Origin of the sequence: Colwellia ponticola (genome assembly GCF_005885605.1) — a bacterium.
Lineage (GTDB): Bacteria > Pseudomonadota > Gammaproteobacteria > Enterobacterales > Alteromonadaceae > Colwellia > Colwellia ponticola.
On record NZ_SZVP01000002.1, the window covers coordinates 290,534 to 302,829 of the forward strand.

Annotated in this window: 9 protein-coding genes; all 9 read left to right on the forward strand. The window is 37.2% G+C overall.

Going from position 1 to position 12,296, the window contains the following annotated elements; genetic code table 11:
• Positions 1–559 precede the first annotated feature (559 nt).
• On the forward strand, positions 560–2,254 hold the full coding sequence (locus FCS21_RS04310; RefSeq protein ID WP_138620758.1) for an NAD-dependent malic enzyme: 1,695 nt from the start codon (positions 560–562) through the stop codon (positions 2,252–2,254).
• A gap of 115 nt (positions 2,255–2,369) precedes the next feature.
• Entirely contained in the window at positions 2,370–3,071 is a 702-nt protein-coding gene (locus tag FCS21_RS04315) for a GntR family transcriptional regulator (RefSeq protein ID WP_138620760.1), read from the forward strand.
• A gap of 69 nt (positions 3,072–3,140) precedes the next feature.
• Complete coding sequence (locus tag FCS21_RS04320) at positions 3,141–3,794, forward strand: TetR/AcrR family transcriptional regulator (RefSeq protein ID WP_138620762.1); 654 nt, start codon at positions 3,141–3,143, stop codon at positions 3,792–3,794.
• 994 nt (positions 3,795–4,788) lie between these two features.
• A complete protein-coding gene (locus tag FCS21_RS04325; RefSeq protein WP_138620764.1) occupies positions 4,789–5,523 on the forward strand; it encodes a nucleoside-specific channel-forming Tsx family protein in 735 nt (244 codons plus the stop codon).
• A gap of 30 nt (positions 5,524–5,553) precedes the next feature.
• On the forward strand, positions 5,554–6,903 hold the full coding sequence (locus tag FCS21_RS04330) for a uracil-xanthine permease family protein (protein ID WP_138620766.1): 1,350 nt from the start codon (positions 5,554–5,556) through the stop codon (positions 6,901–6,903).
• A 354-nt stretch (positions 6,904–7,257) separates the two neighbouring features.
• Positions 7,258–7,767, forward strand: a complete 510-nt coding sequence (locus FCS21_RS04335) for an ureidoglycolate lyase (RefSeq protein WP_138620768.1) — start codon at positions 7,258–7,260, stop codon at positions 7,765–7,767.
• Positions 7,764–8,684 (forward strand): allantoinase PuuE, encoded by a 921-nt coding sequence (puuE, locus tag FCS21_RS04340; protein ID WP_246046997.1) that lies wholly within the window; start codon positions 7,764–7,766, stop codon positions 8,682–8,684. Before FCS21_RS04335 ends, puuE begins: the two co-directional genes overlap by 4 nt.
• Positions 8,685–8,996: 312 nt before the next feature.
• Positions 8,997–10,616, forward strand: coding sequence for a methyl-accepting chemotaxis protein (locus FCS21_RS04345; protein ID WP_138620770.1), 1,620 nt, complete (start codon positions 8,997–8,999; stop codon positions 10,614–10,616).
• A gap of 167 nt (positions 10,617–10,783) precedes the next feature.
• Positions 10,784–12,142 carry a uracil-xanthine permease family protein gene (locus FCS21_RS04350; protein ID WP_138620772.1) on the forward strand — a complete coding sequence of 453 codons (1,359 nt, stop codon included), beginning with the start codon at positions 10,784–10,786 and terminating at the stop codon, positions 12,140–12,142.
• Positions 12,143–12,296: the final 154 nt, after the last annotated feature.

A 12,296-nucleotide genomic window follows, 5' to 3' on the forward strand; every position in this document is an offset into this window, starting at 1 on the left:
CGCTAATACTGAGCAGTAGTATTTAGCTGTATTATCATCATGGGTCAGATGACACTTTTATTTATTATCATTGCCATAGCGTTTTTATAAAGGTCACTCAATTTGTAACTTGATGTAACCTTAGCTTTTTTATAAAAGTTAGCAAAGACATATTTGATCAAATCTAGGAGAATTACCGATTAAAACTTATAAAATAGCGTGTTGTTTACACTTGTTGATAGCATTAGATGCCAGTCGTTAGATAAATTATCTATATTAAATTATCTATATTAAATTACTATATAACGTTAAAGTGCTATATAGAGCAAAACGAGTTCATCATAATATTTGAAAATTCACTTCAAAGTAATGCTTTAAAATTACTGTTAAGTATTACTTTGAAAAGTTATGATTGATAATAATAAGACAGTTTTTCAAATACATAGAAAGCATTTGGATTGATGTTATTAATATTAATCTTGACTCCAAGATATTCTAGGAATATCTTGGAGTCAAGATATTCCTAGAATAATTCAGTTCTATTCTACTTAAAAACTACCTAAATAAGAGTTATACCATCATGAATGATTACAACCTTTCAGGCCATTTATATATTCCCCATTCAGGCCCTTCTTTACTTGAAACGCCGCTGTTAAATAAAGGTAGTGCATTTACTGAAGAAGAGCGAAAGGATTTTAATTTACTGGGTTTATTGCCACCGCGTTATGAAACCATCAGTGAACAGGTAGAGCGAGCTTATTTACAATACCAAAGTTTTGAAGAACCAATAAACAAGCATATTTATTTACGGGCTATTCAAGATAATAATGAAACCTTGTTTTTTAGTTTATTACAAACTCACATTGAAGAAATGTTACCTATTATTTATACGCCCACGGTGGGTGATGCTTGTGAAAATTTCTCTGATATTTACCGCTCTTCTCGAGGTTTATTCATTAGTTATGAAGACCGCCATATGATTGATGATATTTTACGTAATGCAACGAAAGGCAACGTAAAAGTCATTGTGGTAACAGATGGTGAACGTGTATTAGGACTTGGCGACCAAGGCATTGGTGGTATGAGTATTCCAATCGGTAAACTTTCACTGTATACCGCTTGTGGTGGTATTAGCCCAGCTTATACTTTACCGGTGATGTTAGATGTTGGTACTAACAATAAAAAGCTCCAAAACGATCCTATGTATATGGGGGCTAAACACCCGCGTATTGGCCAAAAAGAATACGATGAGTTTTTAGAGCTGTTTGTTCAGGCGACTAAACGCCGTTGGCCTGAAATTATGCTCCAATTTGAAGATTTTGCTCAACCTAATGCGACGCCATTGCTTAATAAATATCGTGAAGAAATATGTTGCTTTAATGATGATATTCAAGGTACTGCAGCGGTTACGCTAGGTACAATATTAGCCGCGTGTCGTACCCGAGGTACCAAGTTATCGACGATGAATGTTGTCTTTGTCGGTAGTGGCTCAGCAGGGTGTGGTATTGCCGAAATGCTAATCCAACAAATGCGCTTTGAAGGGCTTAGTGATACACAAGCGCGTCAGCATATCTTTATGGTAGACAGGTATGGCTTACTCACCGAAGGTATGCAAGACTTACGTGATTTTCAATGTGCATTGACACAGCCGTTAACATCTATTTCAGATTGGCAATATAGTAGTGAATTTGCCACGTTAAACGACGTTATTAACAATGCTAAACCGGATGTGTTAATTGGCGTGTCTGGTCAAGCCGGACTTTTTAGTGAAGAAATAGTACGTAGTATGAAAAAGCATTGTGCTCTACCTATTATCTTTCCGTTGAGTAATCCGTCAAAACAAGTTGAAGCCACGCCTAGTGACATTATTAAATGGACTAATGGTGAGGTTGTTATTGCCACTGGCAGCCCGTTTGAACCAGTACAGCATAATGGCAAAAGTATTCATATTGCCCAGTGTAATAATAGTTATATTTTTCCTGGTATTGGTCTGGGTGTTATCGCCTGTAAAGCTCGAATTATTAATGATGATATGTTAATGGCGGCGAGTAACGCTTTAGCTGATGCCTCTCCACAAGCAAGGCAAGCTGATGCTGAATTACTACCGCCAATGACAGAATTAAGTAAGCTGAGTCGAGATATTGCTTTTGCTGTTGCTAAAGTGGCCATTGAGCAAGGATTAGCTTTACCGATATCAGATGATGCCTTACGGGCGCAAATTGATGCGAATTTCTGGCAGCCTAGCTATCGCTCTTATAAACGAGTATCAGTATAATTTTTCTTTAATGCAGACAGTATTAAAGCTATATACTGTCAGGTACGTTTAGCGCTAAGTGGTTAAAATATTGGTTAAACAAGTAGTTAACCTATTCTATGTAGTTAGGAATGTAATGAAAGATAAGCCAAAAGCTGACAAAAAACAAAAAAAGATCAGTGATAAAGAAATATACCAAGAAATCTTTGATGCTATTTTATCGTTTCGTCTGCGGCCAGGTACGCGCTTAACAGAAGAAAATTTATCAAAAATTTTTAACGTAGGGCGTACTACTATTCGTAGTGCTTTATTGCGACTATCACAAGATCACATCATTGAAATCAGACCTAATAAAGGAGCCTTTATTGCCAGTCCCGGCATTAAACAAGCGAAAGATATTTTGGCGGCTAGAAAAATTATTGAAGTTGCTATCGTTAAAGATGTCATTAAGCATGCCACAGAAAGTGATTATCAATTACTACGTCAAATAGTAAAGTCAGAGCAAGATAATATTGATGATGAACATATGGTTGAAGGACTACAATTAGGTGGCGATTTTCATTTAATGTTGGCAAAAATATCGCAAAACACCACTTTAGAGCGCATTGTTACCGCGCTGGTACCGCAAACCTCTTTAGTGATTGTGCTTTATGAAAATCCTGATGCACCCAAGTGTTCACATTGTGAGCACTTTGATCTCATTGATGTTATGCAAGCTGGGAAAGTAGATAAGGCTATAGCATTGATGCATGAACACATTCAAGGCATTGAAACGCGCTTAAAGTTAGATGACAAAGAGGTCAACAGTGATCTCATCGATATATTTAAAAGGCGCTAGTTCAAGGTGTTAGTTAACACAACACCTAATTGACGATAAGTAGGTGAATTTAGGTAGATGGATTGATGTATGACAAAAATTAAAATTACTAATGATGCGTTAATTAGCTCACAGCAAAAAACACGGTTACTTAATAAAGATAGAATATTAACAGCGGCCGGAGAAGAATTTAAAAAATATGGTTTCAATGGCTCTTCTATTGCGAGAATTGCTGAAAAAGCCATGTTGCCAAGAAGCAATATCCACTATTACTATACTAATAAGCTGGCACTTTACGGAGCCGTGCTAACTAATATTATACAATTATGGAATCAAGCGTTTGCTGATATTAAGTCAACGGATGATCCAGCCGAGGCGATTGCCAACTATATAGATGCCAAACTTGATTACTCTCGAACTAACCCAACGGCTTCTATTATATTTGCTAGTGAAATTTTACATGGGGCGCCTTACTTAAGTCGTTATTTACAAACAGACTTTAAACAGTGGATTGCTGAAAAAGCCAAGGTGATTAACGAATGGCAAGCACAAGGTAAGATAGACAACATATCAGCCTATCATTTATTGTTTACTATTTGGGGGGCAACGCAACATTACGCTAATTTTTCAGTAGAGATTGAAGCGGCTTTAGAGCGACCGCTCAATAAACAAGATTTTGATGAAGCGAAGACCACGATAAAGCATATTATTTTAAAAGGTTGTGGTATGTCATTAACCCCTTAGCCTTAATAATTATTACTGTAGCGTATAAATAATAGTGAAAAAATATTTTCTATAAGCCTTTACTGGTTTTTACTAAGCTTTAGTTTCTTATACTTTGGTCGTATACGTTAATCCCCGTCAACTTCTTTACCACAAAATTTAGCCTCGAAAGTTCAACAGCTCCTAAAATAATTTTCATTTTTTAGTCACCTTCAAGGCACTCTCCGCGCTCTATTAAAAGACTTTTATTGTATTTTATAAAATACTACCGTAATTGTTTTTACGCCCTTAATATGCGCTTTTGAGCTCTTACAGTGATATTTTACCTTGTTAACCCCTTATTTATATTTAAAAAAACTTCATAGCATTCACTTTTTTTTAATACATAGTCACGGTATTTAGCGTTTAATTTAACCTGTCTATACCGCCTGATTATTGTTAACAATATTGTTGACAATGTGTTTTTTGTTGCATATGCTAAGTTAGCTTTTTTAAGGAATAACCATGTTTTTAACGCTATATCTGAAGATATAGCGCCAGTAAATTTTTAAGAGTAACTCCTTTAACATTGCAGTTTAGTAAAGTCGTTAATTTATCTGTAGATAAGACACTCTTTGTACAACGACAATAAAGTATTGAACAAGGTCGCTTTTCTTAAAGGCCACGTCAATTAGCACTCTTAGGGAGGGGGCTGATTAGATAACCAAACGTTACCTTGATTATTTAAGTGAATTTTCTAAGTAATAAGGTTAAGGCACACGCTGTAATAAAATAGTATTTGGCAGTTGTGCACAAAGTAAGGCCCATGAAAATATCGATGATATTATTGGTGAGTGTGAAAGTTTAAGGAAAGTGTATTTTGACTAGGACAGTCAAAGTTAATTTACTCACTTGTTATTATATAAAATAACTGATAATAAATAACGGTGAGTAACGATTAACAGTAAACGGTTAATAATAAATAAAATAAAAATACAAAATAATTATAACAACACAACATAAGAGAGAACATATAATGAAAAAAACAATTACTGCTATAACCGCAGCCTCAACTTTGCTAATGGGTTTAACAGCTGTAGGTCAAACTGCTCATGCCGCTACCTTTAGCTCTACTAAAGTTGAAGTATTATATGGTCAAAACTATGCGCGTGGCTTTAACGGCGCAGATAAAGATGAAGCTATTTTTACCATTGCCAATGCTACAGGTTTTACTTGGGGTGATAGCTACTTTTTCGCTGATGTTACCGGTATTAACGATGATGAAAACACTGGTGGTACTCACTTAGAGTTCAGCACTCGTTACAATGTTTGGAAAGCTGCCGATGGCGGCATCGTCAAAGGCGCTTATGGTATTGCACAAGCCGATATCACTTCTAATAAGTTTGTAAGTAAAATAGTACCTATGGGTGGTGCCAGTTTAGACTGGGCTGTACCAGGCTTTAAATTTTTCAAAACACATCTACAATATCGTGATGATCCAACATTAGATGGTAGCTCTGTACAATTTAACCTAGTGTGGAACAGCTCATTTAAACTAGGTGAAGAAGATTTCTCTTTCGAAGGTTTCGCTGACTGGACTTCAGGTGAAGGAACAGGAAATAAAGCAAACTTCCTGATGCAACCACAATTGTTATGGCATGTTAATAAAAGTGTGGCAGTAGGTATTGAGTATCAATACTGGAAAAACCGTCTAGGTATTGATGGTCGTGATGAATCAGTGCCACAAATCATGGCACGTTGGACTTTTTAATAATCCATTCATCTAACCTAGGAGATTTAAATGTCTAACTTATCTGTGGGTACGCCCGAGCAGTGCAAAGATCCAGACTATATGCCACCGTTGGGTATAGCGATACCTCTTGGCATTCAACACGTTTTAGCTATGTTTGTAGCTAACATAACCCCTGCTATTATTATTGCCGGTGCAGCTGGCTTTGGCTTTGGTTCTAATTCACCAGACTTCCCAATGATGCTATACATGATGCAAATGTGTATGTTATTGGCTGGTGCAACAACTTTGTTACAAACGATAGGCGTAGGTTCAATCGGATCACGTTTACCCATAGTACAGGGCACAAGTTTCGCGTTCATCCCAATTTTAATTCCATTAGTTGCTGGTAAAGGCGTTGAAGGAATGGCTGCTGTTACCGGTGGTATACTAGTGGGTGGTTTGTTCCAAGCGGCTTTGGGTCCATTAGTTGGTCGTTTACGTTTTGCTTTACCCCCGTTAGTAACTGGGTTGATTGTAACCATGATCGGTCTGTCGTTATTAAAAGTAGGTATTCAATACGCCGCTGGTGGCGTACCTGCTATCGGTACTGAAGAATATGGTTCGTTACAAAACTGGGGTGTCGCTTTTGTGGTTATATTGGTTACCCTTGGCTTGAAATTTTTCACTAAAGGCTTCTTATCAGTATCGTCTATCTTACTAGGTTTAATGGCCGGTTATGCCGTCGCTTACGGCTTAGGTATGGTTAACTTTGATAACGTAGGTCGAGCTGCTGTTTTTGCTGCACCTGAAGTGTTTCCTTTTGGCATAGAGTTCACTGTTGCTGCGGTACTTGGTATTACGTTAATGTCGTTTATCTCCGCTATTGAAACCGTTGGTGATGTATCAGGTGTAACTAAAGGTGGTGCAGATAGAGAAGCAACCGATACTGAAATTAAAGGCGCAACTTACGCTGATGGTTTAGGTTCATCTTTCTCAGCAATCTTTGGTGGTTTACCTAACACTTCGTTTTCACAAAACGTTGGCTTAATTGCCATGACTCGAGTGATGAGTCGCCATGTAGCGACTATTGGTGCGATATTCCTAATCGTATGTGGATTTATTCCTAAAGTCGGTGCGGTTATTTCAACGATTCCAATTGAAGTATTAGGCGGTGGTGTTATTTTAATGTTTGGTATGGTGGCGTCTTCTGGTGTGAAAATGCTAGCTGATGTTAATTGGACCAGTCGTAATATGGTTATCTTTGCGATATCGCTTTCATTAGGCTTTGGCTTAATGCTTGAACCAGGCGCTTTACAGCATATGCCGAGTACTGCGAAAGCATTGATTGGCTCAGGTTTATTACCTGCTGCGTTCTTGGCAATTATCCTTAACTTGATAGTGCCGGACGAAGAAGACTAACTAAAAATATAATCAGTTTAGCGATAACTAGTTCAGCATAATGAGCTAGTTATCGCTTCATCAGTTGCCTATAACCAGTATAAATTAAGATTCAGAAAATACTGCTTTTTGACCGCAATGGTTAATGAGCATACTCATTTTAGAGTAGTCAAATAGACTAATTCAGTTAACTATAGCTTCTTGCCAACTTACATCACAGTATAAAGCACAAGTCGTACTACTCTTACTTAGTAAGTAGTTACTATTAACTGTGTTTGAAATATGAGTGAAATTATATTTTAGTGTTTGGTATTTATCATTCACGTCCAGAGTAACCTTTACTCACCCGTTTTAAATTTAACAGAAAGGAAGAGCATGAAACCGCTTAAACTAGTTGCACAGCCCTTAACTAAAGAGGCATTTACCCAGTTTGGTGATGTAATAGAAGTCGACAACGCCACGCATTTTAGTATTAATGAAGGTGGTGTAGAAAGATATCACGACTTAGCTGACGTACAGATTGATGTAGAGTCAGGTGGCAAAGCGATTATTAGCTATTTTAAAATTAATGAAGCAAAAACATTCCCGCATAGCTTCAATTTAATTGAGCGACACCCTAAAGCTAGCCAAGCATTCATTCCTATGTTTGATGCGCCTGTTGTTATTGTGGTTGCCCCTAAAGGTGAAACTGTTACTGGTGCTGATTTAAAAGCATTCGTTACTAACGGCAAGCAAGGTTTTAACTTCCATACTGGCGTATGGCATATGCCACTAGTATCAGAAGTAAAAGACCGTCTATTTGTCGTTGTCGATAGATCAGGCCCGGGTGATAACTGTGATGAATATATTATTGAAAACGAAACTATTGAGTTGATACTACCATGAGCAAAGTAAACATGAATGATTACCCTAGAGATATGAAAGGCTATGGCCAAGAAACGCCAAAAGTAACTTGGCCTAACAAAGCAAAAGTAGCCGTTCAATTTGTTATTAACTATGAAGAAGGTGCAGAAAACTGCATTCTACATGGTGATGCAGCGTCTGAAACTTTCTTATCAGAAATAATAGGTGCACAACCTTTTGTTAATGAACGCCATATGAACATGGAGTCTTTCTATGAATTTGGTAGTAGAGCTGGCTTTTGGCGTTTACATAAACTGTTTACTGATCGCGACTTACCCGTAACAGTATTTGGCGTAGCTATGGCAATGCAACGTAACCCAGAAGCCGTTAACGCTATGTTAAAAGCTGATTGGGAAATTGCTAGTCACGGTTACCGTTGGATTGATTACCAAAAAGTATCTATTGAAACAGAACGTGAGCATTTAAAAAAGGCTATTGCTATTCATGAAGAAATGACCGGTGAAAAGCCTAAAGGCTGGTACCTTGGTCGCATGAGTGAAAATACTCGTCAACTTGTTATTGACGAAGGCTCTTTTTTATATGATGCAGATAGCTATGCTGATGACTTACCTTACTATGTTGAAGGTAATGAAAAACCACATTTAATTGTGCCTTACACGCTTGATATTAATGACATGCGTTTTGCAAGCCCACAAGGCTTTAACTCAGGTGATCAATTCTTTAGCTACTTAAAAGACTCTTTTGATACCTTATATGCTGAAGGTGCAGATGCGCCTAAAATGATGTCTATTGGTTTACATTGTCGCATTATTGGCCGCCCAGGTCGTTTTGCAAGCTTAGTTAGATTCCTTGACTACATTGAGCAATTTGATGATGTTTGGGTATGTAGAAGACAAGATATTGCTGAACATTGGTTAAAGCATCACAAACCAAGTTAATAGCCGGATAGCTGTTAATAAAAAGGCTTAAATACTATGTTTATCTATTATTTAAGCCGCTATGTTTCAATGGAGTGAATACCGTAATAACGATGTTAAACCGGTATTGATTTAGTGCTAAGGCATTTTCTTTACTATGAACTTGCTCTACAAAGATCATTTGTTGGTAACTAGGGTTTAACATACGTTATATTTTATCGAAAATTACTGTCGTTATGTTTTTGTAGTTTTCGATAAATTTTATATCGCAACAGCATTTTTAGTTAACCGGTATTATAGTTTAACTACCTCCATGTGAAAGAGTAGCAATATATGTCATTTAATATCTTACGAAAATTACAGCTAATGGCACTAGCCATTATGATTTTGTTTACAGTAGTTATTTTAATTATTCGTGCCAATAGCAATGTGATCGCTAATGACTTTGATGTTTTCTATAAAAAAAATTACCAAGTATCTTTGCAGTTTGAGCGTGTAAAAGAAGTACAGCTTGATACAATGCTTAATATTAGAGGACTGCAGATAAGTTATTTGCTTTCACTTAATGATCAAACCCAAGACTACCTAACAGCCATTAAAAATAATGAGCAGTTAACACCCCAATTACTTGAAATTATGGCTGAACACTTTTCTGGTCAGTCAGATGAATTAAATAAATTAAAACGCCTTAGCTTAGATTTTCAAAATAAAGCCGCTCAGTTTGTTTCAGCAATGAGCAATGCGCCAGATAACAAAGCGCCATTTCCCGTCTATAAAGCTTTTACCATCTCTTATGATGACTTAAGTTTATTTCTAAGTGAGTTTAAAGAACAAGTCAGTGCTTCTGCTGAGAACACACGCGAATCAATTGTTAGTAATATTAATTACAGTACCCTGGTATTTTATATTGGTATTATCATTGCGGTGATTGTTTCACTGCTGTTAAGCTTCCTTATCGCCAAAAGAATAAGTACCGGTATCCGTAATGTTCGAGATACCGCGGGAAAAATGGCTGAGGGTTCTTTGCTAGAAAAAGCGACGGTTAACAGTAACGATGAAGTATTAGAGCTAAGTGATGCCCTTAACCATACCATCGATAGTATTAAAGAAACGATTATTGCTATTAGTGAGTCTGGTCATTTAGTTAATAAAAACAGCAATGATATTATTGGCTTAAACGAAGACATGTCAGAAAGTACTGACGCTATCACTGACAATACTAACTTAGTGGCAACTGCCATTGAAGAAATGTCGTTAACTAGTGATAGTATTGCTAAAAGTACGACAGAATCGGCAAGCTTCACCTCAGAAATTCAAGCCCTAACCGCGCAGGGTTTAGAGTCTTCGAACCAATCCGTCCAAGAGATTAACTCATTAATCAATTCTCTAAATGTTTCTGCCAATGTAGTAGAGCAACTTAAATCTGAGACCTCTAATATTGAACAAATCCTTGACGTGATTCGAGGTATTTCTGAGCAAACTAACTTACTGGCCTTAAATGCAGCTATTGAAGCGGCCAGAGCAGGCGAACAAGGTCGTGGTTTTGCTGTTGTTGCTGATGAAGTGAGAGGTTTAGCACAGCGCTCACAAGTATCAGTTAATGAAATTGAAAGCTTACTAGGTAACCTAACGCAAGCGGGTGATGAAGCGGTTAAGAAAATGTTTGAAAGCTCAGATACTGCCAAATCACTACAAGAAAAAGTAGCCCAAAGTAATAACTTAGTTGAAGAGATACAAGTTAAAATCGATCTCGTTAATGAACAATCCCATCAAATTGCAACTGCCGCCGAAGAGCAAAGTGTTGTGGTATTAGAAATTAGTACAAATATGCATAATATCAAAACATTAGTTGAAGGTAACGTTATGTTAGTTAATCAATCAAAGGAGAAAAGTTGTGAAATGAACCAAGCAAGTCAGCAAGTGCAAGACAAAGTTAACTATTTTAAATACTAAGAAAAAGCTTACTTTGCTTGTCCAAAAGTAATTATCTTAGGTAATAAAAGGCCTGAAGATAGACTCACTCGCAGCTTAACTTATTGTTGGGCTATTGAAGTTAAATTCGTTGTTTCTAACCAATATAATTATAATAAATAAATAAATAAAGTCAGGATAATTTTTTAATGAAAAGCACTAATACCAGCAAGTCTGTATTCGACTTCTACGGCAAACCATCATTCTTAAAGGCTTTGCCTTTGTCTCTACAGCATATACTAGCAATGATTATGGGTACTGTTACGGTACCAATTATTGTCATTGGCACCGTAGATGGTTCACTAGCAGAAAAAATGGCCTTAATTCAAATTGCACTTGTCGCCTCAGCATTATCAACGTTATTACAACTTTACACTATAGGTAAATTAGGGGCTAAATTACCCGCCATATTCGGCGTAGGTTTTGCTTATGTACCTACACTTACCGCTATTGGCGCTCAATACGGGCTAAGTGGTATTCTTGGCGCACAATTAATCGGTGGCATTGTCATGATGATTGTAGGGCTGTTTATCAAACGTATTCGTTATTTATTTCCACCCGTTGTTGCCGGTACTGTGGTTCTGGTCATTGGTCTTTCGCTTTATGATATTGCCGTAAATTACATGGCTGGTGGCGTTGGTAGCCCTAACTTAGGTTCAATGGAAAACTGGGCCGTTTCTCTTGTGACCTTACTCGTTGTTTTGTTAGTGTCACAATTTGCTACTGGCTTTTTAAAATTAGCCTCAATCATTTGTGGTATCGGCGCTGGTTACTTACTTTCTATGTACTTTGGTATGGTTGACTTTAGCCCTGTCGGTGCGGCGCCTTGGTTTAGTACACCAACATTTTTAGAATACGGTTTAGAGTTTCATGCCGCTGCCATTATTTCTATGGTCATTATTTGTGTGATCAACTCAGTACAAACTATTGGTGATTTATCAGCGACTACCGTTGGTGGTATGGATCGCGAGTTAAGCGATAAAGAATTATTTGGTGGTTTACTAGGTAATGGTCTATGTACTGCGACAAGTTCATTATTTGGTGGTTTACCAACATCGTCTTATAGCCAAAATGTCGGTATTGTTGCAATGACTAAAGTCATTAGTCGTTATGTACTTGCCTTAGCTGCTATCTTTATGCTGATTGCGGGTTTCATTCCAAAATTTGGCGCAATCATGACAACAATACCATTCCCGGTATTAGGTGGAGCAACGATTATCGTTTTCGGTATGATCACTATGACGGGTGTGCAGTTAATTACCAAAGACGAAATGTCATCACGTAATGTGACTATCGTAAGTTTATCTCTTGCGTTAAGTATGGGTATTTATGCGGTGCCAGATTCTATTGCACAATTACCAGACGTACTTAACCTTGTTATTGGTGGTTCTCCTATTGTTGTTGCTACTTTTATCTCTTTTACCTTGAATTTATTGCTACCAAAGAAAACTTTGGCAGACGAAGAGCACGAGCGTCGTCAAACTGAAATTCAAATGAACGAAGCGTAATAGATAGTCTAATAGCTTAATGATAAAGGGGGGATATCCCCCCTAGTTAAGTATTATCTACTGATAGTACGTAAATGATACAAGCCGTTAAATAAAACAACATGAGAGCGCTATTTTTGATCTAGCGCATCGTTTACCGCGTTAAAGGCGCTTA

Coding starts and splice junctions, on each gene's coding strand:
- FCS21_RS04330 (WP_138620766.1), top strand. CDS start 5,554: ATGTCTAACTTATCTGTGGGTACGCCCGAGCAGTGCAAAGATCCAGAC.
- FCS21_RS04320 (WP_138620762.1), top strand. CDS start 3,141: ATGACAAAAATTAAAATTACTAATGATGCGTTAATTAGCTCACAGCAA.
- FCS21_RS04335 (WP_138620768.1), top strand. CDS start 7,258: ATGAAACCGCTTAAACTAGTTGCACAGCCCTTAACTAAAGAGGCATTT.
- FCS21_RS04325 (WP_138620764.1), top strand. CDS start 4,789: ATGAAAAAAACAATTACTGCTATAACCGCAGCCTCAACTTTGCTAATG.
- puuE (WP_246046997.1), top strand. CDS start 7,764: ATGAGCAAAGTAAACATGAATGATTACCCTAGAGATATGAAAGGCTAT.
- FCS21_RS04350 (WP_138620772.1), top strand. CDS start 10,784: ATGAAAAGCACTAATACCAGCAAGTCTGTATTCGACTTCTACGGCAAA.
- FCS21_RS04315 (WP_138620760.1), top strand. CDS start 2,370: ATGAAAGATAAGCCAAAAGCTGACAAAAAACAAAAAAAGATCAGTGAT.
- FCS21_RS04310 (WP_138620758.1), top strand. CDS start 560: ATGAATGATTACAACCTTTCAGGCCATTTATATATTCCCCATTCAGGC.
- FCS21_RS04345 (WP_138620770.1), top strand. CDS start 8,997: ATGTCATTTAATATCTTACGAAAATTACAGCTAATGGCACTAGCCATT.